This window comes from Acidobacterium sp. FHG110202_01 (assembly GCF_059115305.1).
Genome location: NZ_JBZYWJ010000005.1, coordinates 416,833 through 442,486 on the forward strand (window position 1 = coordinate 416,833; position 25,654 = coordinate 442,486).

Here is a 25,654-nt window from a genome sequence, read left to right on the forward strand (position 1 = left end):
CTCCTGATGGTGTAAGGAGGCATTTTCTTAGATACAGCAGGAAATTATTCGTTGCAACAAATATTTTTGGAACCCACTCTACAGCCTGGTCTGGTAGTCTCCTGATTTCATATGCAGATACGCTTTTTCTCTCACTTTAAAAATCTGACTTCTGCCCAGCGGCATGCGTTTATCGCTTCATTTCTGGGCTGGTCGCTGGATGCGTTCGACTATTTTCTGCTGGTCTTCTGCATTTCGGCGATTGCGGATGACTTTCACACGCGCGCCTCGGCAGTGGCTGAAGCGCTGTTTTTAACGCTGGCGTTCCGGCCGGTAGGGGCGTTTCTTTTCGGCGCGCTGGCGGACAGGTTTGGGCGGCGGCCTACGCTGATGGTGAATATCGCTGCGTATTCGATTCTGGAACTAGCGTGCGCCTTTGCGCCCTCTCTGCATGTGTTTCTGATATTGCGCGCGCTGTTTGGAATTGCCATGGGCGGCGAATGGGGTGTGGGCGCAGCGCTGGCATTTGAGACATTGCCGACGGAAGGACGCGGCTTCTTTTCCGGGCTGCTGCAGGAGGGCTACGTGGTTGGATACCTGGTGGCTGCGGCTGCCTATGCAATTTTCTACAAGATGTTTACGCACCTGATGTGGCATGGGCAGGCGGTGGGCTGGCGCGGGTTATTTGTTCTGGGAGCGCTGCCGGCGCTGCTCGTTTTCTATATCGGCGGCAAGGTGGAGGAATCGCCGGTGTGGCGCGAGGGACGCGAGCAGAGGAGCAGGGACGGCGCATCGAGTGCGGGTCTTGGCGGTCTTCGACAGTATGCTTTGACATTTCTTTTTCTGGTGCTGCTGATGACGGGCTTCAATTCGTTCTCGCATGGCACGCAGGATTTATATCCGACATTTCTGCAGAAAGATCATGGGTATTCGGCTGCGCTGACGGGGGCGGTTGCGATTGTCTACAACATTGGCGCGCTGCTGGGCGGGATATTGTTTGGCGGGATCTCGGAGCGCTTCGGACGCAAGCGCGCGATCATTGGAGCGGTGCTGCTGTCATTGCCTGTGATTCCATTGTTCGCGTTCGGCGGATCGCTTTATCTACTGGCGGCGGGCGCGTTTCTGATGCAGTTCATGGTGCAGGGCGCGTGGGGCGTAGTGCCGGCTTATCTTACCGAGCTTTCGCCGGGGCCGGTACGCGCTACGTTTCCCGGGCTTGCTTATCAGCTGGGGAACCTGCTGGCTTCGCGCAACGTGGTGGTGCAGACGAAGGCTGCGGAGCACTACGGAAGTTATGGTGGAGTGCTGGCGGCGACTGTGCTGATTGTCGCCATTTATCTGGCGTGCGTGACCACGTTTGGCAGGGAAGCGAAAGGCGCGGAGCTGTCGGCGGAGTGACTTTTTACAGGCAAAGGCGGTAGCGGCATTTCCTGCGCTGACCAAGGGCGAAGCCAGGGTATTCGGGAGAGATGTCGACGGTTTCGATGTATTCGGCTCCGGCGAGCACGCAGCTGCGGCGTGATGCGAGGTTGTCGGGGTCGCAGGTGATCCACAGGGGATCGAGCTTGAGCTCGTGCGCTAACGGGAGAAGCAGCCTGACGGATCTGGATGCGTAGTGTCGTCCGCGGAACGGCTCATGCACGGCGTAGCCGATGTGTCCTGCATAGAGCTCGATGTTTCTGGTTGTTTCCGTGCGCAGGTTGATTCTTCCCATGTCTTCGCCGGTGTGCGCGTGGACTATTCTGAAGAAATAAGCAGGCACCTGATGGAACTGGTGCGGAGCGATTTCCGCGAGAACCAGGGTCAGATCGTCGTCACGTAATGTTGTCATGCTTATGAAGTTCTTATATATCCTTTGCACTGTCTTTGCAGGCTGGGGCATTGCATGGAGTTGTGGATCCGAATCGCATAGCTTTGTATGGATTGCTTGTGGTTGTGATTGCAGGGATTTGTTTTCTTTTGTGGGTGATCTTTTGTTGGGACGGAGAGCAGCGAGGCAGGCATCGGCGGCGGTGACTATAGCGCCGCTGTCAGGAATTCAGTGCAGGAGAAAGGAAACTGCAGGTCCCTCCGCTTCGCAGTCCAGAACGCAAAAAGAATGCGTTCTGGACTACTCCGGTCGGGATGACAAATTATAGGTAGCGCTTCCGCCCAAAAGAATAAAGTTTATAAATTGCCGCGCGCGGCCTGCTCGCGTTCGATGGCTTCAAACAGCGCCTTGAAGTTGCCTTTGCCGAAGCTGCGGCTCCCTTTGCGCTGGATGATTTCATAGAAGAGCGTGGGGCGGTCTTCCACGGGGCGCGTGAAGATCTGCAGCATGTAACCTTCATCGTCGCGGTCGACGAGGATGCCAAGTTTTTCGAGCTCCTGAATTGGCTCATCGATTTTGCCGACGCGGCCTTCTAGCTCGGTGTAGTAGGAGTGCGGGACTTTCAGGAACTCGACGCCCTGTGACTGCAGCTGCGAGACGGCGTGCAGGATGTCATCGGTAGCCATGGCGATGTGCTGCACGCCGGGGCCGTGGTAGAACTCGAGATACTCTTCGATCTGCGATTTTCTGCGGCCTTCTGCGGGCTCGTTGATGGGGAACTTGACGCGTCCGTTGCCGTTAGCCATGACCTTGGACATGAGCGCGGAATACTCGGTCGATATGTCCTTGTCGTCGAAGTGCTGGTAAAGCGAGAAGCCCATGACGTCGGCGTAGAAATCGACCCAGCGGTTCATCTCATTCCAGCCCACGTTGCCGACCATGTGGTCGATGTAGAGCAGGCCGACGGGGCGCGCGCGCGAGTCTTCTTCGACGGCGCGGTAGCCGGGCATGAAAGCTCCGTTGTAGCTGCCGCGCTCGACGAAGGTGTGGACGGTATCGCCATAGGTGGCGATGCTGGAGAGCTTGACGACGCCGTGCTCGTCGCGCAGCTCGAAGGGCTCACGTATGCTGCGGGCGCCGCGCTTGGTGGTTTCCTTCCAGGCAAGCTTTGCATCGTCAACCCAGAGGGCGACGTCGTGTATGCCGTCGCCGTGGCGGTGGATGTGTTCGGCAATTTCGCCGTCGGGACGGAGCGGCGTGGTGAGCACAAAGCGGATTTTGCCCTGCTGCAAAACATAGGAAGCACGGTTACGCACGCCTGTTTCCGGGCCGGAGTAAGCGACGAGCTTCATTCCAAAAGCAAGGCGGTAATAGTAGGCGGACTGCCGAGCATTGCCTACGTAGAATTCAACGTGATCTGTTCCATTGAGAGGAAGGAAATCTTTCTGCGTTTGCACTTCAGGGTGCGCAAGAGTGGACATCGAGGATACTCCCAGTTTCACTGAATTAGACGCGTCTGCCGCGCGCTCCGTTTACCGGCCGAGCGCTATGGCGACCCATTAACATATACCCTGAGGAGCATGATTGGCCAGTGCCCGGAGGAACGATAAATGTCGTTGAAAATCACAGATCGCGACGTGCTGCTGGTGATCGACGTGCAAAACGATTTTTGCCCGGGCGGAGCGCTGGCTGTGCCGCGCGGAGATGAAGTGGTGACTGTGGTGAATCGCATGATGCAGCGCTTCGATCATGTTGTGATCACGCAGGACTGGCATCCGGATGGGCATCTTTCTTTTGCATCCGTGCATCCGGGCAAAAAGCCTTTTGAGGTGATCCAGGTTTCCTATGGCGACCAGACGCTGTGGCCCGACCATTGCGTACAGAGAGGCAACGGCGCGGAGCTCCACAGCGGACTGGATGTCGAGCGAGCGGAGATGATTCTGCGCAAGGGTTTCCGGCGGGAGATCGATTCGTACTCAGCCTTTCAGGAAAACGATCGCGCGACGAAGACGGGTCTTGCGGGGTATCTGCGCGAGCGGGAAATAGAGCGCGTCTTTGTTGCCGGACTGGCTTATGACTACTGTGTGCGCTACTCGGCGGTGGATGCGCGCGCGAATGGATTTGATGCTGTTGTTGTGAAAGATGCCTGCCGCGCAATCGGACTGGGAACATCGATCGAGGAAACGCGGATGGATTTCAAAAATAGCGGCGTCGAAGAGATCGATACTCTCGTATAAGGAATTCATAAAGAGGTATTCATTTCAAGGCCTATTTCAGGTAGTTCCGTGAATGACGGATAAATTTCACGGGCGCTTCGTTAAATGACTGTGACACACCTTTCTTCTTAAGCTCTGCTTGAGAAACCTAGCCCTACCTTCAATCCAGTCAAAAAAGATTTCTTACTTCGCGGAGCAGGCGAGCCAGTGTTTGCTCACGCGCTGTTGTTCCTGCCATGTCGTGAAGAGCGCGACAGGATGGGACACCCACATGAGTCGGAATAAAAACAGCTGGCCTTGGAAGGGATAGTTCCAGGCATTTTTCGAGGAGGTAAAGATACATGCAGTATGGCGTGCGCAAGTTTCTTGCGTTTCTTTTGTTCTCTACTACTTTGTTGCTATCGCGACTGACGGCACAAACAGGCAATGGCGCGATTGCCGGGACCGTTCAGGATACAGCCGGGGCGATTTTCGTGAGCGCAAAAATCACGATCGAGCCTGCAGGGAGACAAGTTGCTACAGACGACCAGGGCCAGTTCCGCATTTCAAATGTACCTGCCGGTACATATACGCTGACGGCTTCGTATGTGGGCTTCGGTTCGTATACGACGACAGTGAATGTTACTGCGGGGCAGACAGCGAACGTTGCTGCGATGCTTCAGGTGGGGTCGGCGGCCGATACGGTCATGGTCACGGCGCCGCGCCTGCAGGGAGAAGCGGAGGCCCTCAATGTAGAGCGCATGTCGGCGGAGATTGTCCAGGTGGAACCGGCGGGCGTGATCACGAGCCTACCCAATACGAACATTGCCGATGCTATCGGGCGGTTGCCCAGCGTATCTCTCGAGCGAGATGAAGGCGAGGGCAAGTATGTGCAGATTCGCGGCACGGAGCCGCGTCTTTCAAACCTGACGATCAACGGCGTGAATGTGCCCTCAGTGGAAGTGACGGTACGTAATGTGAAGATGGACGCGATCCCATCGAATGGAATCGAGCGCATCGAAGTGTATAAGACGCTGGCATCTGACCAGGATGCAGATGGTGTGGGCGGCACGGTGAACCTGGTGACTCCGACGGCACAGGACAAGCCGACTTACGCGCTGAATGGTACGGCCGGCTACAATCCGCTGCAGAACGGCTTCTGGCGCGGAGGCTTTGATGGAACCTTCGGCCAGCGTTTTGGTCCGGGCAAGAAATTCGGCTTCCTGCTGGGTGGAACGTGGGACCGCACCAATCGCGGCATCGACGATCTTGAACCCAGCCAGGCAGTGGGAACGCTGCCCAATGGAAACAATATCGCTTATGTGAATAGCGAAGACATGCGCTCCTACGAGTATTACCGCACGCGCTATGGCTTTGTTACCGGGATCGATTACAAGTTCACGCCTACGATGACGGCTTATCTGAAAGGCATGTATGCGGATTTCCATGACTTCGGCGAGGTGCGGGTGTATACGCCGAATGCAGGCGCCATTACGGGAGCCAGCGGCTCCCAGATCACATTTGACAACACAGGTTCGTGGCAATATCGCCACTATATTCGCCGGCCTGATCAGCAGGTGTTCAGCTTTTTAACGGGCGCGCGGCATGAACTGTCCAAGGATCTGATCACTTACGACTTTGCCGTATCACGCGGGCACAACATCGGCGGGCAGGACTTTCCAACGACTAACTTCAGCGGACCAGGGGCGGTGACGTTCACTCAGGATCTGAGCAATCCTTACCGGCCAAAGTTTATTGCGACAGACGGCACGAACGGCTTTGATCCCACGCAGTACACGGTGAGCTCGTCGAATACGGGAATCTATCATGCCACGCAGGTTAATATTCAGGGCTCGGCGTCGCTTGCGCATAACTACACGCTGGGCGGGCATCCCAGCACGTTTTCTCTGGGACTGAAGATTCGCAACTCCTACTCGACGCAGCGCGAGAACGATACGAGCCTGGGCCTCGCAACGGATAGTAACGGTAACACTGTTCCGAGTCCCTTTACGCTGTCGAGCGTGTTGAGTAACTATACGAATCCGACGTACTACAACAAATCCTTTGCGATTCAAGGGCAGGCGTATGGCCCTACTTCGTCGTACGGCAAGATACAGAGCGCTGTAGTGGCTAATTTGGGCGCTTTCACAGAAGATATTGTGGGCGATTCGACGACATATGATTCGGCATTCTTCAATGCCGATGAGCGAATCACCGCCGGTTATTTGGAAGATGTGGTTTATTTCGGGGATGTGCGTCTGCAGGGCGGCGTGCGTTTCGACGCGGGCAGCACGCACTTCTTCGCCAACACCATTGACAACTCCACTACAGGGCCATGCTTCAAAGACCCCGCCAACGTGACCTGCCCCGGAGCAACACCGAACCGGCAGGATGCAAGCTATTTCAACGCGCTGCCCAGCATTGCCCTGCAGTGGCAGTTCCAGAAGGACTCGAACCTGCGTGTGGTCTACGCCCGGGGACTGGCGCGGCCCAACATCGGAGACCTGGTGCCGGCAACGGTGGTCGATCCCAACCAGACTCCTTATCCCACGGTTTCGACTGGCAATCCCAATCTTGTGCCTACCTTGTCGGACAACTTTGATGTGCTGGCGGAGCATTACTTCCAGCCGCTGGGCATTGTGCAGGCCGGGTATTTCTTCAAGGAGCTGCATGACCCGATCTATCCGGTGGCAACGCTGCTGAACAATTACAACAATACGGGCAGGACATACCAGCTGAGCCAGTCCATCAATGGGCCGAACGCGCATATCCAGGGATTCGAGATGCAGTGGGAACAGCGTTTCTCGTTCCTTCCTGGACTGCTGAGCGGATTTGGCGTGAACGCGAATTACAGCTATACGGCTTCGCAGGTCACTTTTCCTGCGGGCTTTGACGGCGGCAGGACGGATCATCCGCAGCTCGACCGGACGTCGCCGAACGACTACAACTTCAACCTGACGTATGACAAGGCGCGCTTCTCCGGGCGCTTCGCCATCAGCCACAATGATCCGAACATTGCAGCCTACCAATGGACGGCTGGAAGCGGCACGGCCAGCGATCCGATTCTTGGCTTGAAAGGGCCGACGGGCGACAATTACTTCTACGCGCACACTCAGTTCGATGTGCAGGGAAGCTATCGCCTGTACAAGGGATTGCAGGTGGTGGCTTCGGGACTGAACCTGAGCAACGAGGTCTTCGGCTTCTATAACGGGAGCGGGATCTATCCGGTGCAGAGGGAGTATTACCGGCCGACAGTTTCGTTCGGCTTGCGCTGGAAATTGTCAGAGGAACAATAGGAGGCGCAATCGATTCATTCTGATATGAGGGTGGAGTTGTTCTGCAGTTCTCCCTGTATCCAGAAACTAGTTGTTCTTTTCGGGGCTGATTACAACGGTTTGAAAGCTGGCCAAAGGAGGTGCAGGCGGATTTTCGTTTACAGCTTGCTTGGGTTGATGGCCTTTCTCAACGGGTGTAGGCTGATGGCCACGCTCTTCGCGCACCGAGGAAGGCTGGTGACCGTCCTGGACTTTAAAAAGTTTTTCAGCAGGCATATCAACCCTCCACAAACTCGATTATAGCTATTTGATCAGCCGCGATCCATATGCCTCGTTTTGGACCGTCTTCCGAAGGATTTTCACCCGACGGGTTTATGGTTTTCTCAAGATACAAGTCACCGGTCTCTCCTGCATCCCCAGCGAACGAGTTAATACCAAATAAACCATAGACGCGGCCTCCGTCCTTCATCGTGACATTTACCCATACGGGGCCTGTTTCAGAGAGCTTGTAGTCCCAGGCGGTAGTTGTATGGCGGGCTGCATGAAAACCAAGCCAGTCAATAAATCGAGCACTCCAGCCACGCTGGCGAAATTGTGCTGTTAGAAAAGCCGCAATCGCAGGAGAAAGAAAAACAATTAAGAAAATAATGGAAGCAGCGATGGCTTCATGAGTCTCGTAAAACTTCTTGCGATAGCAGAGATAAATTAACCAAGACCAAAATGCATTGTTGATGCTGCTCAATGTAAAGAATTCCAGGAATCGAATATTTTCTGTGTCTGCTCTCCGAGGAATTAAGGTGGCATATACAGCGGACCAAACGAACCCAGGCAGGAGAAATGTAAATGTCCAGAGAATTGCTTGCAGGCTATCAAGCTTCATGAAAGCACTCTAATCAGAAAGGCTTGCAAAGCGAAGAGATTAAATGATTGAGATGGTTACCAATGGGTTTTTACCCTGGATAACTTACAAATCTATGACCATTGACATGCCTGTTGTCTGGTGCGATGCTCAAGAGTTTTGGAGTATTGCGTCATGAGCCCTTCTACAATGCGTCTGCAGGTTGCCGAACCTTATCTGATCCAGCAGGACTGGAATGCCTATACGCCGGAGCAGCACTCGGTGTGGGCGGAGCTGGTGCGGCGGCGCATGCCTCAGCTGAGAAAGCATGCGTGCGAGGAGTATCTGGATGGCTTCGAGCAGATCGGGCTGCGCGAGGATACGATTCCGAATCTGGCGGAAGTGAACAAGCGGCTGGGGGCGCGCACGGGATGGAATGCGACTCCGGTGAGCGGTTTTCTGCCGCCGGATGCTTTCTTTGAGATGCTGGCGGCGCGGCAGTTTCCTACGACGACATATCTGCGCACGCGCGAGTCGATCGAGTACACGCCGGAGCCCGATATCTTTCATGACGTCTTCGGGCATGTGCCGATGCATGCGCATCCGGTGTTTGCAGATTTCCTGCAGCAGTATGGACGCGTCTGCGCGGGGCTGATGCATGACAAGGACAAGCTCGAACGCATGGGGCGGCTCTTCTGGTTTACGGTGGAGTTTGGCGTGATCCGGCAGAAGGGTGAGATCAAGCTGTATGGCAGCGGGCTGGTCTCATCACATGGGGAATCGACGCATGTGATCAACCATGTATCGGGCGGCGGGCCGGAGATTCGCGACTTCAATCTCGACCAGGTAATGAGCCAGGAGTTTCTGGTGTCGGAGATGCAGAAGGTGCTGTATGCCGTTGAGTCGTTTGATCAGATCTATGAGGCGGCGCAGGAGGCGGAGCGGCGGCTGATGGCATAGCTATCCAAAACCTGCCTGAGGGAATCTAAAAGACATGCGGATGAACGGCAAAGGTCCGGGCTGGGTGATTCTGCGGCAGGTTACCGGGTATGCATGCCTGGTGGCCGGTGTTCTTGGCTGCATTCTGCCGATTCTGCCGGGGATTCCGTTCCTGTTTGCCGGACTGGGGCTGCTGGCAGTGGACAGCCCATGGGCGGCGAGGCTGCGCGACTGGCTGCTCGAGAAGGTGCGCAGGAAGAAACCCGCGAGCGTTCCAACGCGGGAAGAAGTCTGATGCTGCGATAACTTTTCGCAGGATTGTCACATATCTGTTGCATACTGGAATTTTGGAGGGAAGTCCTTGCCCCGCATCCACTTCCAGCAGCAGCTGGCTGAATTGAAAGACAAGATTCTGGCGATGGCGGCGCTTTCGCAGCAGGCCCTGGAAGCGTCGGTCGATGCCTACCTGCAGCGCGACCTTGGCCTGTGCCAGTTTGTGCGCGATAACGAGAAGGCGATCAACTCGGCGGAGCGGGAACTGGATGAAATGGCCTACGATCTGCTCGCCAAAGAGCAGCCGATGGCCATCGACCTGCGCTTTATCCTGGCGGTCATCAAGATCAATGGCGACCTGGAACGCATTGGCGACCAGGCGATGAGCATCGCCGTCCGCGCTGCGGAATCGATTGAAACTGATCCGGTTGACCTGCCGATTGACATTGAAGTGATGCGGAGCTGCGCGGCACGCATGATCCGGACTGCGCTGCAGTCACTGCTCGATGCGGATGCGCAGATCGCTGAATCAGTGCTGGCGATGGATGACGAGATCGACCGCATGAACCGTATCGCTCATGAAGAGCTGATGAAGTTTATCGAGGCACATCCGGAGCTGAGCCCGCAGGCTCTGCAGGCCATTATTGTTTCTCGCAACCTTGAGCGTATTGCCGACCATGCGACGAATATTGCGATGGATGTGATTTTCTGGGTGCGCGGAGCGGATGTGCGGCACCAGTTGAGTGCCGCGGTGGATTGAGCTTCTTCGTTTCTACCTGCGCTATTGCATGATCCTGTGAACCTACCACGTCATCCTTTACTTCACTTAGAGGGACGTGGGGCAATCCTTATCGTTATAGCTACCGAGGCGAACTGCGGTCGTTGCTCCGCAACGATTCGCAGGAACGTTTCGACTCAGGTTGAACAGGCCTCTTCTTGTTCCTGCGGGTCCTTCGACTCGCGTGCTGCGCACGCTTCGCTCAGGATGACAATTTCGGGTTGGTTACTGAACCACCTTGAAGTCGGCGCTTTCGGTGGCCTGTGAGCTGCCGCCGATCCAGATGGTATAGTTTGTAGGCTCGATGACTGGCTTTGCTGCTTCGTTATAGAAAGACAGTTCCGGGAAGCCCAGGTCGAAGGTGATGGTCTTTGATTCGCCCGGCTTCAGGGCGACTCTGGAGAATCCTTTCAGATTGCGCACAGGCTGTTCGACACTTGCTCCAAGAATGCGAACGTAGCATTGCACGACCTCGGTTGCTTCGCGCTTGCCGGTATTTGTAACTGTTGTGGTTGCAGTTATCAGCTTGCGGGCATCCTGGCGATTGGCTTCATGCAGAGGCAGCGATGGACGCGACAGCGTCACCTTGCCGTAAGCGAAGCTGGTGTAGCTCAATCCGAAGCCGAAGGGGTAGAGTGGGGCATTGGGCACGTCGATATAGCGGGAAAAGAAGCGCGAGTTGCCGCCAGGAGGCTGCGTGAGGTCGATGCCCGTCGGCGGGCGTCCGGTGGGGAACTGGTTATAGTAAATCGGTTCCTGGCCTACGGCGAAGGGGAAGCTGATGGGCAGCTTGCCGCTGGGCGAGACGTCTCCATAGAGAACGTTGGCGATGGCGGAGCCGGCTTCGGTTCCCGGGAACCATGCCTCTACGATGGCAGCGACGTGCTGCGCGGACCAGGTGAGGACGAGCGGGCGTCCGGAGAAGACGAGCAGCACGACGGGGCGTCCGGTTGCGACGACGGCTTCGAGCAACTGCTGCTGGTTGCCGGGAAGATCGAGGTGCGCACGCGAACCGGCTTCACCGCTCATCGCGCCGCTTTCCCCTAATGCGAGCACTGCGACGTCTGATTGCTTCGCGGCCTGCACGGCTTCGGCAAAGCCTGAGTCGGAGGTTCCCAGAATGTCTGTGCCCTTGGCGTAGAGAATTGTTCCGCCATACTGTTTGGCGCGGTCTTCGAGTGCGTGCCGGATGGTGATTACATCTTTGAGCTCCGGCCCACCGCTCCATGAGCCCATCATCTCGCCGGGGTTATCAGCGAGCGGGCCGATGAGCGCGATCTTGTGCGCCTGCTGCGTAAGCGGCAGCACGGGGGATTCGTGATCACCGTTCTTCAGAAGGACTAAAGACTCTTCCGCTGCGCGGCGCACCAGCGGGCGGTGCTCCGGGACAGCGGCGGCGACTTCTGTTCCGCGCGCGTAGGGATGCTCGAAGAGGCCGAGCGCGAACTTGACGCGCAGCACGCGGCGGACAGCTTCATCGACAGCAGACATGGGGACCTGGCCGGTGCGGATCAGCTCAGGCAATTCTGTGTCGTAGTAGTGCGACATCATATCGACGTCGACGCCGGCGAGAAATGCTTTGCGCGTTGCATCTTTGGGGCCGAGCGCGATGCCGTGATTTTCGAGCTCCATGACGGCGGTGTAGTCGCTGACGACGAAGCCGTTGAAGCCCCATTCATCGCGGAGAATTTTCTGCATCAGGAATGAATTGGCGGAGGAGGGCGTGCCGTTGAGCGCGTTGAAGGCGGACATGATGGTGGCCGCGCCTGCCTTCACGGCTGCTTCATACGGAGGCAGATAGATCTGCCGCAGACGGATCTCCGACATGTCGGTGGTGTTGTATTCGCGGCCGGCTTCTGCGGCTCCGTAGGCGGCGAAGTGCTTGACGCTGGCGGCGACGCTGTCGGGCTTCGAAAGGTCGTCCTGCTGGTAGCCGTGGATGTAGGCGGCTGCCATGGCTGCGCCGAGATAGGGGTCTTCACCGGCGCCTTCCGTAGTGCGGCCCCAGCGCGCGTCACGCGAGATGTCGACCATGGGCGAATAGAACCAGCGAATGCCCGCGGTGGTCGCTTCTTCGGCGGACATGTGGCAGAGCTCGGTTACCAGCCCGGGATCGAAGGAAGCGCCGAGTCCCAGCGGCTGCGGATAGATGGTGCGGTAGCCGTGGATGATATCCGCGCCGAAGAGCAGAGGAATGTGCAGGCGGCTTTTTTCGACAGCGGCGCGCTGGAAGGAGTTGGTGTGCTCGGCCCCAACGGTGTTGAGCATGGAGCCGAGTTTTCCTTCCGTAGCCAGCTGCATGGCGTCGACCTTGGTGCGCGCTTCAGGGTTTGCGGCGAGCTGCGCGGCGGTTGCGGAGGCGTATCCGGCATCGTTGTACTGGACGAGCTGGCCGAGCTTCTCGTCGAGCGTCATCTTTTTCAGGAGCTCGTCGACGCGGCGTTCGATAGCAGGGGCGGCAAGCTGGGTATTCGAGGGTGGAGTAGTGCTACGACGGCTGTTTTGCGCGGTGGCGGAAGTCATGAAAAACGCGGCGCATGTTCCCAGTGCAGCCATACTGCGAAGAAGCGAAAAGTGCAAGACGTTCTCCTGTAGAGTCAGATGCGGTGGCTCTTATGGCATTTTATTTTTTTCCGGGATCTTTTGCCTGATGGCAGGGAGAAGTCCGGGCCTAAAGGCCCTTTTCCTGCAGGCATTTATTTCCCCGGGCTGAAGCCCGGGGCTTCTACCTCTTCAAATCCGATCCCACTCAGGCCAGGACAGTTACTGCTGGATTTTGTAGTCGGAGGCCGGGGTCTTGGCGCTGACTTGTTGCGGTGTCGGGAGTTGTGATTTGTCCCATCCTCCGCCGAGGGCCTGCACGAGCTGCACGGCGGAAATCATTTCCTGTACCTGCAGGGTATTCAGCGTGACCTGGTTGCTCAAGAGCGTTGTCTGAGCGGTGAGCACGTCGACATAAGGATCGATGCCGGTGTCGTAGCGGTGCGTTTCCAGAGTGAGAAATTCCCGCGACGATTTCACGGCTTCCTGCTGGCGCAGAATCTGCTGCGAGTTGATGCGGGTGCCGGACAGAGCGTCCTCGACCTGCTGGAAGGCAGTCAGAGTGGTCTGGCGATAGGTGGCGAGGTTGGCATTGTAGACCGCCTCATATTGATGCAGAGCCGCGCGATAGAGACCGCCGTCGAAGACGATCTGCGATGCCGAGGGGCCGATGGACCAGAAGCGGCTGGGCCAGTCGAAGAGATGCTTGAAGAGCGAGCTTTCAAATCCTCCGGTAGCAGAAAGAGTGACCTGCGGGAAGAATGCTCCATAGCCAATGCCGATCTCGGCGTTTGACTGGGCAAGGGTACGCTCAGCAGCGGCGATGTCCGGACGGCGCTCGACGAGCTGAGAAGGCACGCCGGTGGGAATCGGCGGCGCGGTGTAGATCATCGGCTTTACCGGGATGGAGAAGTCGGTTGCTATTTTGCCGAGCAGCACGGCGATCGCATGCTCATATTGCGCGCGCGCCAGACCTACATTGATGGCGGAAGACTGGGCGGACTGCAGTGCGGTGCGCGCCTCGACTACGGAGATGTAATCGCCCGTGCCGGAATTGTAGGCCCCTTGCGCGATGTCGAGGGTCTTCTGATCGTAGGTGACGGTATCGTTCAGGATGACCTGAAGCTGGTCCTGTCCGCGAATCTCGAAGTAGAACTGGGCAAGCGAGGCCTGCTCGGTGAGCTTCTCGTTCTCAAGATCGGCAGCGCTGACCTGAGCGGCATACTGGGCCTCGTGTACCTGGTTGCGAATCTTGCCCCAGAAGTCCGGAACCCAGGAGACGTCGAGAGGCGCGGACCACAGGGTGCTGGTCTGGCCGGTGTTAGCGGTGCTGGAATTACGCAGGTTGGAGGAGCTCCTCGAGCGGCTCCACGAAGGATTCGCGGTGATAGTAGGCCAGTACTGCGCACGCGCCTGAGCGATGAGGGTGCGCGCTTCCATGAAGTTCTGGAAGGCGATCTTGATGTTCTCGTTATTGACGTTGAGCTGCTCTTCGAGCGCGTTGAGCTCGGGCTCGTTGAAAATTTCCCACCACTTGCCGCGGATCATCGCGTCCTGGGGACTCGCGACTTTCCAGCCTTCGGCGTCCTGGAAGTTGACGGTCGATTCCTTGTAATTGGGCGCGGCAATGGCTGGCGGCGCGGGCGCATGGTAGGCCGGGCCAACGCGGCAGCCGGCGAGGAGGGCGACGAGAGACAGCGCACCTGCGGCGAAGGACGTTTTGATTCGGGTTGGATGTTCGAGCGTAATCATACAAATCCTTATGAGGCGGCTTCTCCTGCTTCGGAGCGGAAGGTATCGTGGTGCTTGCCCATGACGCGGAGACGCCAGCGGTCCATCGCCAGATAGATAACCGGCGTGGTGTAGAGCGTAAGCAACTGGCTCATCAGCAGGCCGCCGACGATGGTAATGCCCAGAGGGCGGCGCAGTTCGGAGCCTGTTCCGGTACCGAAGGCCAGAGGCAGCGCGCCACAGATGGCGGCCATGGTGGTCATGAGAATAGGACGGAAGCGCAGCATGCAGGCTTCAAAGATGGCGTCGCGGGTGTTCTTGCCTTCCTCGCGCTCGGCCATGAGAGCGAAGTCGATCATCATGATGGCGTTCTTCTTCACGATGCCGATCAGCAGGATGATGCCGATGATCGAGATGACGTTCAGGTCCATGTGGAAGAGCATGAGCGCGAGCATGGCTCCGACGCTGGCGGAAGGCAGAGTGGAGATGATGGTGAGCGGGTGCACGAGGCTCTCATAGAGAATGCCGAGCACGATGTAGACGGCCAGCAGAGCTGTGGTGACCAGCACCGGTTCCGAGGCGAGAGACTGCTGGTAGGCCTGCGCTGTTCCGGCAAAGAATCCGCGCACAGTGGCGGGCATGCCCAGGCGAGTCTCCATCTCTGTAATTTCCTGTGTGGCCTGGCTCAGCGACATGCCGTTCGCCATGTTAAAGGACACGGTGACGGACGGGAAGAGGCCGGTGTGGTTCACCTGCAGCGGGGTCGTGCCGATCTGCGGCTTCATGATGGTGCGCAGCGGCGAGATGGTGTTGAGGCCCGCGTTTGGAGTTGTGCCTGAGCTTGTTGTCGAAGTGCCGCCGGTCGGCGTGAAGTAAATATTGTTGAGCGCGGAGGGGTCCTGCCAGTACTGCGGGGCGACTTCCATCACTACGTAGTACTGATTGAGCTGCGTGTAGATGACGGAGACTTCCTGCTGGCCGAAGGCCTGGTAAAGCGACTGGTCGAAGGACTGCGCGGTCTGGCCGAGGCGGGCTCCGGTGACACGATCAAAATTGAGCATCGCCTGGAGACCGCCATTCTGCTGGTCGGTATTCACGTCCTGCAGTCCAGGCAGCTTCCGCATGTTCTCGAGCAGGATCGGTCCCCAGTGGAAGAGATCCGGAATGTTGTCGGACTGAATGGTGTACTGATAGAGAGCGTTGCCGCCGCGGCCGCCGATGCGGAGGTCCTGCGAGGGCTGGAGAAAGGCCGAGGCTACGGGCAGGCGGTTCATTTTGGGACGCAGGCGATTGATGACATCCATGGCGCTGACCTTGCGCTCTTCCAGCGGCTTGAGGGCAACGTAGATAAATCCGCCATTGCTTGAGCCCTGGCCGCCGGTGTAGGCGTTGGCATGGGCCACGGCGGGGTCGGCCTTGATGATCTTCATGAGTTGCAGGATGGAGAAGTTCATAAAGGGGAAAGATGCATCCTGCGGTCCCTGCACGCCACCTACTACGGCGCCCGTGTCCTGCTGCGGGAAGAAGCCCTTGGGAATGCGGACGATCACAACCACGTTGAGAGCGATGGTGAGCCCGAGCACGATCAAGGTGAGAGCAGGATTGTCGAGCACCCATTCGAGCGAGTGGCGGTAGATCGAGAGCATCCAGTTAAAGAAGCTCTCACTCGTGCGGTAGAACCAGTTGTGTTTCTGCTCTTTTTCCGGATTGTGCGCTTTCAACAGATGCGCGCACATGGCTGGAGTGGTGGTCAGCGATATGACCATCGAGACGATGATGGCGGTGGAAAGCGTGACGGCAAACTCACGGAAGAGGCGTCCGACGATGCCGCCCATCATCAGGATGGGAATGAAGACGGCGATCAGCGACATGCTGATGGAAAAGACGGTGAAGCCGATCTCCTGCGCCCCGACCAGCGCGGCGTTCAGCGGAGACATGCCGCTTTCGAGATGGCGGGTGATGTTTTCCATGACGACGATGGCGTCGTCGACAACGAAGCCGGTGGCGACGGTGAGCGCCATCAGCGAAAGATTATCGAGGCTGTAGTCCAGCAGGTACATCACAGCGAAGGTGCCGATGAGCGACACGGGAACGGCAACGCTGGGGATGAGCGTGGCGCGCGGGCTGCGCAGAAAAACGAAGACCACCAGAACGACGAGCACGATGGAGCCGACCAGAGTCCGCTCGACATCGTTGACAGAGGCGCGGATGGTGGTGGTGCGGTCGAGCACGATGGTGGTGTGGATGCCTTTGGGCATGACCGCCTCGAGGAACGGTAACTGGGCGCGGATGCGGTCGACGGTCTGGATGATGTTTGCGCCCGGCTGGCGGAATACGATGACGAAGACGGCGCGTGTTCCATCCATGTATCCGGCGGTGCGAAGGTTCTGGGTGGAGTTGACAACGTCGGCGACATCAGAGAGGTGAACAGCTACGCCATTGTGATAGCCGACGATCAACGGCTTGTATTCATCGGCCTGCGAAATCTGGTCGTTGGTGATGATGTCGGCGGTAACAGCGCCATCGGAAAGCTGGCCGCGCGGCTCGTGGGTGTTCTGAGCGCTGAGCACGGTCTGGACATTACCCAGCGTCAGGCCGAAGCTCTGGAGCTTATTAGGATTGACTTCAACGCGCACGGAAGGCGTTGCGCCGCCGCCGACGCCTACCTGGCCGACACCCTGAATCTGCGAGAGCTTCTGCTGCAGGATGGTGGAACACAGATCATAAAGCTTGGTGACGTCGTATTTCTCTGACGTAAGACCGAGGATCATGATGGGCGAGTCAGCAGGATTGACTTTGCGATACGACGGATTCGATGGAAGATTCGCGGGCAGATAGGTGCGCGCCGCATTGATTGCGGCCTGCACGTCGCGCGCGGCGCCGTCGATGTTACGGCTGAGGTCGAACTGAAGCGTGACGTTCGTGCTGCTGAGCGAGCTCGAAGAAGTCATCTCCGAGATGCCGGCGATGTGGCCGAGCTGCCGCTCGAGCGGAGTGGCGACAGAGGCTGCCATGATCTGCGCGCTCGCTCCGGGGAGGCTGGCGGAGACGCTGACGGTGGGGAAATCCACCTGGGGCAGCGGGGACACGGGTAGCACAAGAAATGCGACGATGCCAACCATGGCCACGGCGATGGTGAGCAGCGTGGTGCCTACAGGCCGCTGGATGAATGTCCATGAGAGGCTCATGACTGCTCCAGCGCGGGCGATGAACCATCCGTGGACACCGGAGTGTCCGAACGTTCCGATGGGCGTTTGCCGGTGAGTTTCTGAGCTATCCGGTCAAAGAAGATGTAGATGACCGGCGTGGTGTAGAGAGTAAGTATCTGACTGAGCAGCAGACCGCCCACCATGGCGATGCCGAGCGGACGGCGCAGTTCCGATCCGAGGCCGCTGCCAAAGGCGAGAGGAATCCCGCCGAGGAGCGCGGCCATCGTTGTCATCATGATGGGGCGGAAGCGCAGCAGGCTGGCTTCGTAGATGGCGTCAGTGGAATTCTTGCCATGGTCGCGCTCAGCTTCGAGCGCGAAGTCCACGATCATGATGCCGTTCTTCTTGACGATGCCGATGAGCAGGATGATGCCGATGATGGCGACAACGCTCAGGTCCTGGCCGAAGAGCATGAGCGCGAGCAGCGCACCGACCCCGGCAGAGGGCAGCGTGGAGAGAATCGTGACGGGATGAATGAAGCTCTCGTAAAGAACACCGAGCACGATGTAGACGGTAACCAACGCGGCGAGAATCAGGAGGGCTTCATTGGAAAGCGAGTTTCTGAAGGACGCGGCTGTTCCCTGGAAGTCGGCTTGAAGGCTGGCAGGGAAGTGCATGTCCGCAGCGGCCTTATCAATCTTGTCGATTGCGGTTCCGAGAGACGCGCTAGGCGCGAGGTTAAACGAGACTGTTACCGAAGGGAACTGGCCCTGATGGTTGATGGCGAGCGGTTCGGTAATCATAGACGCACGCGTGAATGCGTTGAGCGGCACGGCAGACGCTGCGCTGGACGAAGATGTTGTGTTCGACTGGGCGCTTGTGGCTCCGGAAAGCACGGTGTTTGGAGAAGTCTTTACGCCTGAAGACGGGGTATAGCGTACTGATGTGGTAAGCGCATTCGAACCTGCTGCAGGCGACGCCGATGAGGAGAACGATGCAGCCGCGGAGGCGCCGCTTACACCTGAGGAGGCGCCGGACTGCACGAAGAGGTTGCCCAGGTTGTCCGGATGCTGCGCCCACTGCGGAGCAGCTTCGAGAATGACGTGGTACTGGTTCAGCTGCGTGTAGAGCGTGTTGATCTGGCGCTGCCCATATGCGTCATAGAGAGTGTTGTTGATAGTGGTAGGCGTAATACCCATGCGCGACGCAGTGGCGCGGTCGATGATGAGCGATACGGCGCTTGCGCCGGTCTGCTGATCGGTGGCCACGTCTTCAAGCTCAGGAAGCTTCTTGAGCTCGGCGACAAACTTGTCGGTCCATGCATTGAGCTCGTTGGAGTCGGGGTCTTCCAGCGTGAATTGATATTGTGTGCGGGTGACGCGGTCATCGACTGTGATGTTCTGGACCGGCTGCATGTAGAGGTGGATCCCCTGCACCTGATCGAGGTTCTTCTGCAGCCTGCGGATCACGTCGGCGGCGCTCCGATCGCGGTCCTCGAGCGGTTTGAGGTTGATGGAGATGCGGCCGCTGTTGAGGGTGGTGTTGATTCCGTCGGCTCCGATGAAGGAAGACAGAGACTGAACTGCCGGGTCCTTGAGGATCACATCGGCGAGCTGCTTCTGCTTCTCCGTCATGGCGCTGAAGGAAATCGACTGATTTGCCTGCGAGATGCCCTGGATGACGCCGGTATCCTGCACCGGGAAGAAGCCTTTGGGAATGATGATGTAAAGGAAGATGGTCAGGGCGAGCGTCCCCAGCGCAACCAGCAGCGTGATGGTCTGATAACGGAGGACGACCTTCAGCGTGCGTCCATAGAAGGCGATCATGCGCTCGAAGACACGCTCAGAGACGCGGTAAAATTTCGTCTGCTGCGACTCCGGATTATGCCTCAGAATGCGCGAACACATCATCGGAGTCAGCGTCAGTGAAACGACCGCCGAGATCACGATGGTGACTGCGAGCGTGACGGCGAATTCGCGGAAGAGGCGGCCTACGACATCACCCATGAACAGAAGGGGGATGAGCACGGCGATGAGCGAGACGGTCAGCGAAACGATGGTGAAACCGATCTGCCCGGCGCCGGTGAGGGCGGCCTTCATGGGAGGCATGCCCTCTTCGAGATAGCGCGAAATATTCTCGATCATGACGATGGCGTCATCCACGACGAATCCGGTGGAGATGGTGAGCGCCATGAGAGAGAGGTTGTCGAGGCTGTAGCCCAGGGCGTACATGACAGCGAAGGTGCCGACCAGAGAGAGCGGCACGGCGACACTGGGAATGATGGTGGCGTACAGATTGCGCAGGAAGAGGAAGATGACCAGCACCACCAGCCCGATGGTGAGCATCAGCTCGAATTCGACATCCTTGATCGATGCCTGAATGCTGGTGGTCAGGTCAGTGACCGTCTGGACTTGTACTGACGCCGGAAGATTGGTCTCAAGCTGCGGCAGAATTTTCCGGATGCCATTGACGACATTAATGGTGTTGGCGCCCGGCTGACGCTGAATGTTCAGAATGACGGCAGGCTTCTGGTTGATCCACGCAGCCTGCTTCGAGTTTTCGACGCCGTTGACGACGTTGGCGACATCTTTGACGAAGACAGGCGCGCCGTTGCGGTAGGCAACGACGACATTCTTGTAGCCCTCTGCCTCGGTGATCTGATCGTTGGCGTCGATCTGGTAGTCCTGGCGCGGTCCGTCAAAGTTGCCCTTGGCGGCATTGACGCTGGCCTGAGTCAGAGCAGTGCGCAGGTCCTCCATGTTGAGGCCGTAGGAGGAGAGCTGGACGGGATTAGCCTGAATACGGACTGCGGGTTTCTGGCCGCCGCTGATGCTGACCAACCCCACACCGCTCATCTGGGAGAGCTTGGGAGCGAGGCGGGTATCGACCATGTCTTCGACCTGCGAGAGCGGGATCGTATCCGAAGTGATGGCCAGGGTCAGAACCGGCGCGTCGGCCGGATTGGTCTTGCTGTAAATCGGCGGCGTCGGCAGGTTGGAGGGCAGGAAGCTCTGCGACGCGTTGATGGACGACTGCACCTCTTCTTCAGCGACATCAAGCGCGAGAGTGAGGTTGAACTGGAGAACGATGACCGACACGCCGCCGGCGCTGGTCGAGGTCATCTGGCTGAGGCCCTGCATTTCGCCAAACTGGCGTTCGAGCGGGGCAGTCACGGTGGTCGCCATCACATCCGGACTTGCGCCCGGATAGAAGGTGAGCACCTGGATGGTGGGATAGTCGACCTCCGGCAAGGCGGAAATCGGCAGTTGAGTGAAGGCGACAATGCCCGCCAGCAGGATGGCCGCCATCAGCAGCGAGGTAGCGACTGGCCGCAGAATAAATGGGCGGGACGGATTCATGGCGCCTCGGGGCCTTCGTCGGTCGAGGAGGTTGTCTGTATGGCAACTTTAGAGATCACGATCGACGAGCCGTTCTGCAGCTTTTCAAAGCTGCTGTTGGCTACCACATCGCCTGCCTGAATGCCTTCAACTGCCGTGTTGCCCTTGTCGGATACTCCGGGCTTTACGGTGCGCATTACGGCTTTCTTGTCCTGGATGAGATAAACGAATGCCGTGTCGCCATTGTGCTGGATGGCCGATGAAGGAATGAGGACCTGGTTATCGAGTGTTCTTACCAGAAGGCGCGTATTGACGAACTGATTGGGGAAGAGGACATTGTTCCGGTTGTCGAAGTCCGAACGCAGCTTCACGGTGCCGGTGGTGGTGTCGATCTGATTGTCTATAGTGGCCAGCTTGCCGGTTCCAAGAAGCTTCTGCTGATCGCGGTCCCATGCTTCCACGGACAGCCTGTTGCCGTGACGCATTTCATCGATGACTTGGGAGAGGCTGTCTTCAGCCACGGTAAAGATAACGGTGATGGGCTGAGACTGGGTGATGACCACGAGCGGTGTCGTGCCGCTTGACGTTACCAGGTTTCCCGGGTCGACGAGGCGAAGGCCCACACGTCCGGTAATTGGCGAAGTGATGTGGCAATAGGCCACCTGCACCTGGTCGTATTTCACCTGGCCTTCATCATTTTTTACCGTGCCTTGATCCTGCAGGACGATTTTTTCCTGGTCCTCAAGCTGCTGGCGCGGGATGGCATTGTTCGACCAGGCCTGCCTGTAGCGATCGAGGTCCATCTGCGCCTGCGCGAGAAGAGCCCGGTCGCGTTCGAGCGCGCCTTCGGCCTGGGCAAGCTGTGCTTCATATTGGCGCGCGTCAAGGTCGATCAGCGGATCGCCCTTACGCACGAGCTGTCCTTCACGATAGTGCACAGCGGTGATGACACCGGTAGCCTGAGCCGTGATGGATGCGGTATAGACCGGAGTGACAGTGCCAATGGCATCGAGATAGACGCCGATACTGCCCTGTTTCGCGGTCGCGGGAACCACCGAGGCGGGCCCCTGCATCATGCCGCGGCGGCCGCCGCCACCACCATGAGCTCCACCACCGCCACCCTGCTGAGGCTGATTGTGCTGGTTGATAACCCAATAGAACAGGAGCCCGAAAAGCAGGAGTATGATCGCCCAGACCCATAAACGGCGCGGTTTCCGCGTGGAAGCAGGCGTTTGTGACGGCGGTTGCGGGTCCGGTGTGACAACAGAAGCAGACGGTGGCTGAGTCATTTTGTAAATTTGTCAGTCAGTGATGGATTTAGAAAACCTGTTCGTATGCTGAGGGATAATCCCGAAAGCGAAACCATTCCGGAGTTTATCACCGTCACAATAGATTTTAGTAAAGCCTAAGGTATCGGACCTGGGGTCAGAAGATACGTCGGGCAGGCGGAGCAGCATGAAGCAAAAACCAAGGGGCCCCGCTTCTGCAGGACGCTCACTTATGCGACGGTTCAACTGCATAAATAGTTGCAACGACCATGAAGTGATTTCATCGAGCTGATTTCCGAATGGAATACGTAAATAAAGCGATGGCTATCAGTTACAAATTCCGGGGATATGAAACAGAAGAAACAAATATGATGTCAGTAATTTCATGCGAATGATGCTGAAACGCGTCGCCCTTACTCTGTTTCTGGCGCTGGTTGCGGTCTATGCCGGAGACTGGTCTGTCTACCTTTATCGCTCGGCGCACGGTACGGCGACTGATTCGGTCCAGGTCAAGCAGTTTCTCGATATCAAATTGAAAGGCCAGAAGGACGAATTTGACTATCTCGGGCTGCAGCAGGTGGAGTGCGCACGGAGTTTGTTTCCGCGGTCGGGTGACGATCCCTGCTGGTGGGTACGGCGACATGCGGAGAAGTGGACCAGAGCCATGTAAGTGCTCTACCAGGGCTGGTTCTTCCAGAGCAGCGGCACGTAGTATTCCTCCAGATACCACGAAGCAAAGAAGAGAATTGCTATGCCGGCCAGCGCCCATAAGAAGAGACGCACCGGCGGAGTGGACATCAGTGCTTGAGCGGATTCGGGTTCAGCCTGTGCATGCAGGGAAAACAGAAGTCCGCTGGCAAAGCAGACACAGGCAGCAAGGGCAATCCTGAGCAGGGCCATGGTGAGGCGCTCTTCCCATCGGCTTCCCGGCACGAAGAATGCATCGAGCGCGACCGGATAGAGAGACAGGATGCTCAGGAAGAAAGAGAGCGCTTTGCCGAGTTCGAGAAGCATTGCCGGCTCCGTTCCCTATTTTATTCCTGATGGCTTTCAATATTCCTTTGATGAGAGCAGGGATTTGAGATTCAGCAGATGCGCGGCAGCTGTTCGCCGATCTGTGCGGGAATGACGCGGTGAGAGCCGATGCGTGTGCGCGCTACCAGCATGCGCGGATGTTCTTCGGTGGCGCGTCCTATGATCACTGTGTCTTTTCCTAAAGGATGCGCGCGCATTGCGGACAGCACGCGATCTACAGCTGCGGGATCGATAAATGCCGCCATCTTTCCCTCGTTCGCGACGAAGAGCGGGTCGAGTCCCAGCAGTTCGCAGGCTGACTGTACTTCGGGCCGGACGGGCAGGCTGGCTTCATCGATCACGATGCCGACATTTGAGGCTTGTGCAATTTCGTGCAGCGTTGCGCCGAGACCTCCGCGCGTGGGATCGCGCATGGTGTGGACTGAATCTCCGCCAGCATCAAGCACTGCGGCTGCGAGGGTGTTGAGCGCGGCGCAATCGCTGATAATCTGCGATTCGAATTCCAGGCCTTCGCGCACGCTCATGATGGCCATGCCGTGATCGGCGATGGTTCCGCTGACGATGACGGCATCGCCGGGCTGAACGCGCGATGGGCCGATGTGGACACCATCGGGAATGACGCCGATGCCGGCGGTGTTGATGTAGCAGCCGTCGCCGTGTCCTCGCTCGACTACCTTAGTGTCGCCGGTAATGATCTGAACACCGGCAGCCTTTGCGCTCTTGCCCATGCGGTCGACGATGCGCGCGAGGTCGGCGATAGGGAAGCCTTCTTCAAGCACGAAGCCCGCGGTGAGGTACAAAGGGCGCGCGCCGCTCATGGAGAGATCGTTGACGGTCCCGTTGACGGCGAGGTCGCCGATCGATCCGCCGGGGAAAAATAAGGGCTGGACGACGAATGTATCGGTCGAGACAGCGAGGCGTCCGGAGACGGGTGCAACCACAGCCGCATCGCCCAGGTTGGCGAGCACATCATTCTGGAATGCGGGCAGGAAGAGATGCTCGACAAGCTCGGAGGACAGTTTTCCGCCGCCGCCGTGTCCCATGACGATTGCGGGATAGTCCTGCAATGGCAAAGGGCACGACCATTGAGAAAAATCCGGCTTCTTTGTTTCAGGCATGCACCAGCTCTTCCGGAGTGATGAAGCGCCCGTAGTTGTAGTAGGCGGCGCAGGCTCCTTCGCTGGAGACCATGGTTGCACCGAGCGGATGGCGCGGCGTGCATTGCTTGCCGAACGCGGGGCATTCATTGGGCTTGAGCGCGCCGCGCAGCACATCTCCGCTATGGCAGAGAGGCGATTCGACGGCGTGAATTTCCGTGACGGAGAAGCGATGCTCGGCGTCGAATTCGCGATAGGCGGGACTGAGGCGCCAGCCGCTTTGCGGGATCACTCCGATGCCGCGCCATGCGCGGTCGCAGACTTCGAAGACTTCAGAGAGGAGCTTCTGCGCTTCTTTGTTACCCTCAAGAGTCACGATGCGCTCATAGGCGTTGTCGACTGTGCTTTCACCTCTCTCCAATTGAAGGAGCACGCGGCGCAGACCTTCCATGATGTCGAGCGGCTCAAAGCCGGTGACCACGATAGGCACATGATATTTTTCGGCGATGGGTGGGTACTGCCAGTAGCCCATCACGCTGCATACGTGTCCTGCGGCGAGGAATGCCTGCACGCGGTTGCCTTCCGATTGCAGGATGGCTTCAATCGCGGGGGGCACGAGGACGTGAGAGACAAGCATGGAGAAATTGCGGATGGACTGGCGGCGCGCCATGTGGACGGCCATGGCATTTGCTGGTGCGGTGGTTTCGAAGCCGACGCCAAAGAAGACGACTTCCTTGCCAGGATTCTTCATTGCCAGCGTGACGGCATCGAGCGGTGAATAGACGATGCGCACGTCGCCGCCTTCGCTCTTGATGCGGAAGAGATCTTTCTCTGTTCCGGGAACGCGGAGCATGTCGCCGAAGGAGCAGAAGATCACATCAGGACGCGATGCGATGGCCAGTGCACGGTCGATGACTTCAAGCGGCGTGACGCAGACGGGGCAGCCGGGGCCGTGCACCATTTCTACGTTTTGCGGAAGAAGCTGATCGATGCCATTGCGGATAATGGAATGGGTCTGGCCGCCGCAGACTTCCATGATGGTCCATGGCCGCGTCACAATCTGTTTGATCTCTCGCGCCATTTTCGTTGCCAGCTCTCCATCACGAAACTCAGTGAGGTATTTCATTGTGGAGGCGCCTCCTTTGTCGCTTCTTCTGAAGGGCCGAGCTCTTCTTCGAGCAGGCCCATCTCGCGGAACGTGGCCAGTGTCTTCTGCGCGGATTCTTCGTCGATCTTTGCCAGAGCGAAGCCTACGTGCACGATGGTGTAATCGCCGACGGCGATGTCGGGGACATAGGCGAGGCATACGTCTTTGACGATGCCGCCGAAGTTCACGCGGCCCATGTGGATGCCGTCCTTCTCCATGATTGCTTCCACGCGGCCGGGCACTGCAAGACACATAGTGGCT

At 57.8% G+C, this 25,654-nt stretch carries 20 protein-coding genes; 7 read left to right on the forward strand and 13 right to left on the reverse strand.

Features of this window, described 5'->3' with window-relative positions:
* Positions 1-111 precede the first annotated feature (111 nt).
* Positions 112-1,377 carry an MFS transporter gene (locus AC5S16_RS13285; protein ID WP_493930554.1) on the forward strand — a complete coding sequence of 422 codons (1,266 nt, stop codon included), beginning with the start codon at positions 112-114 and terminating at the stop codon, positions 1,375-1,377.
* A gap of 4 nt (positions 1,378-1,381) precedes the next feature.
* On the opposite strand, the gene AC5S16_RS13290 is transcribed toward AC5S16_RS13285, so the two are convergent.
* Both AC5S16_RS13290 and hppD read right to left on the reverse strand, forming a co-directional pair.
* Positions 1,382-2,017 (reverse strand): GNAT family N-acetyltransferase, encoded by a 636-nt coding sequence (locus AC5S16_RS13290; protein ID WP_493930598.1) that lies wholly within the window; start codon positions 2,015-2,017, stop codon positions 1,382-1,384.
* A 128-nt stretch (positions 2,018-2,145) separates the two neighbouring features.
* Complete coding sequence (hppD, locus tag AC5S16_RS13295) at positions 2,146-3,270, reverse strand: 4-hydroxyphenylpyruvate dioxygenase (protein ID WP_493930555.1); 1,125 nt, start codon at positions 3,268-3,270, stop codon at positions 2,146-2,148.
* 129 nt (positions 3,271-3,399) lie between these two features.
* On the opposite strand from hppD, the gene pncA reads away from it, so the two are divergent.
* Both pncA and AC5S16_RS13305 read left to right on the forward strand, forming a co-directional pair.
* Positions 3,400-4,026: a bifunctional nicotinamidase/pyrazinamidase gene (pncA, locus tag AC5S16_RS13300; protein ID WP_493930556.1), complete on the forward strand. Its 627-nt coding sequence runs from the start codon at positions 3,400-3,402 to the stop codon at positions 4,024-4,026.
* Between the two features lie 320 nt (positions 4,027-4,346).
* Positions 4,347-7,280, forward strand: a complete 2,934-nt coding sequence (locus tag AC5S16_RS13305; protein WP_493930557.1) for a TonB-dependent receptor — start codon at positions 4,347-4,349, stop codon at positions 7,278-7,280.
* 66 nt (positions 7,281-7,346) lie between these two features.
* On the opposite strand, the gene AC5S16_RS13310 is transcribed toward AC5S16_RS13305, so the two are convergent.
* A complete protein-coding gene (locus AC5S16_RS13310; RefSeq protein WP_493930558.1) occupies positions 7,347-7,535 on the reverse strand; it encodes a hypothetical protein in 189 nt (62 codons plus the stop codon).
* Between the two features lies 1 nt (position 7,536).
* The gene (locus AC5S16_RS13315; RefSeq protein ID WP_493930559.1) at positions 7,537-8,139 is read right to left on the reverse strand and encodes a DUF6338 family protein; all 603 of its coding nucleotides are present in this window, start codon (positions 8,137-8,139) and stop codon (positions 7,537-7,539) included.
* A 153-nt stretch (positions 8,140-8,292) separates the two neighbouring features.
* Between AC5S16_RS13315 and AC5S16_RS13320 the strand changes: the two genes are divergently transcribed.
* From AC5S16_RS13320 to phoU, 3 genes are all read left to right on the forward strand, one after another.
* Positions 8,293-9,057: a phenylalanine 4-monooxygenase gene (locus tag AC5S16_RS13320; protein ID WP_493930560.1), complete on the forward strand. Its 765-nt coding sequence runs from the start codon at positions 8,293-8,295 to the stop codon at positions 9,055-9,057.
* Between the two features lie 40 nt (positions 9,058-9,097).
* Positions 9,098-9,331, forward strand: a complete 234-nt coding sequence (locus AC5S16_RS13325) for a PGPGW domain-containing protein (RefSeq protein WP_493930561.1) — start codon at positions 9,098-9,100, stop codon at positions 9,329-9,331.
* Positions 9,332-9,397: 66 nt separating this feature from the next.
* Positions 9,398-10,069, forward strand: coding sequence for a phosphate signaling complex protein PhoU (gene phoU / locus AC5S16_RS13330; RefSeq protein ID WP_493930562.1), 672 nt, complete (start codon positions 9,398-9,400; stop codon positions 10,067-10,069).
* A gap of 243 nt (positions 10,070-10,312) precedes the next feature.
* Here phoU and bglX read toward each other — a convergent pair whose 3' ends face one another.
* From bglX to AC5S16_RS13355, 5 genes are all read right to left on the reverse strand, one after another.
* Positions 10,313-12,667, reverse strand: a complete 2,355-nt coding sequence (bglX, locus tag AC5S16_RS13335) for a beta-glucosidase BglX (RefSeq protein WP_493930563.1) — start codon at positions 12,665-12,667, stop codon at positions 10,313-10,315.
* A gap of 183 nt (positions 12,668-12,850) precedes the next feature.
* Complete coding sequence (locus tag AC5S16_RS13340; protein ID WP_493930564.1) at positions 12,851-14,380, reverse strand: efflux transporter outer membrane subunit; 1,530 nt, start codon at positions 14,378-14,380, stop codon at positions 12,851-12,853.
* Between the two features lie 8 nt (positions 14,381-14,388).
* Entirely contained in the window at positions 14,389-17,547 is a 3,159-nt protein-coding gene (locus AC5S16_RS13345) for an efflux RND transporter permease subunit (RefSeq protein WP_493930565.1), read from the reverse strand.
* Positions 17,544-20,867: an efflux RND transporter permease subunit gene (locus AC5S16_RS13350; RefSeq protein WP_493930566.1), complete on the reverse strand. Its 3,324-nt coding sequence runs from the start codon at positions 20,865-20,867 to the stop codon at positions 17,544-17,546. Before AC5S16_RS13350 ends, AC5S16_RS13345 begins: the two co-directional genes overlap by 4 nt.
* Positions 20,864-22,135: an efflux RND transporter periplasmic adaptor subunit gene (locus AC5S16_RS13355; protein ID WP_493930567.1), complete on the reverse strand. Its 1,272-nt coding sequence runs from the start codon at positions 22,133-22,135 to the stop codon at positions 20,864-20,866. Before AC5S16_RS13355 ends, AC5S16_RS13350 begins: the two co-directional genes overlap by 4 nt.
* A gap of 370 nt (positions 22,136-22,505) precedes the next feature.
* Between AC5S16_RS13355 and AC5S16_RS13360 the strand changes: the two genes are divergently transcribed.
* Positions 22,506-22,784 (forward strand): hypothetical protein, encoded by a 279-nt coding sequence (locus tag AC5S16_RS13360; RefSeq protein WP_493930568.1) that lies wholly within the window; start codon positions 22,506-22,508, stop codon positions 22,782-22,784.
* A gap of 5 nt (positions 22,785-22,789) precedes the next feature.
* Here AC5S16_RS13360 and AC5S16_RS13365 read toward each other — a convergent pair whose 3' ends face one another.
* The 4 genes from AC5S16_RS13365 to AC5S16_RS13380 all read right to left on the reverse strand — a co-directional run bounded on the left by AC5S16_RS13365 (position 22,790) and on the right by AC5S16_RS13380 (position 25,647).
* A complete protein-coding gene (locus AC5S16_RS13365; RefSeq protein WP_493930569.1) occupies positions 22,790-23,128 on the reverse strand; it encodes a hypothetical protein in 339 nt (112 codons plus the stop codon).
* Between the two features lie 71 nt (positions 23,129-23,199).
* Entirely contained in the window at positions 23,200-24,267 is a 1,068-nt protein-coding gene (gene hypE, locus AC5S16_RS13370) for a hydrogenase expression/formation protein HypE (protein WP_493930570.1), read from the reverse strand.
* A complete protein-coding gene (gene hypD / locus AC5S16_RS13375; RefSeq protein WP_493930571.1) occupies positions 24,260-25,372 on the reverse strand; it encodes a hydrogenase formation protein HypD in 1,113 nt (370 codons plus the stop codon). The genes hypE and hypD overlap by 8 nt, the downstream gene beginning before the upstream one ends.
* Positions 25,369-25,647, reverse strand: a complete 279-nt coding sequence (locus tag AC5S16_RS13380) for a HypC/HybG/HupF family hydrogenase formation chaperone (RefSeq protein WP_493930572.1) — start codon at positions 25,645-25,647, stop codon at positions 25,369-25,371. Before AC5S16_RS13380 ends, hypD begins: the two co-directional genes overlap by 4 nt.
* Between the last annotated feature and the right edge of the window lie 7 nt (positions 25,648-25,654).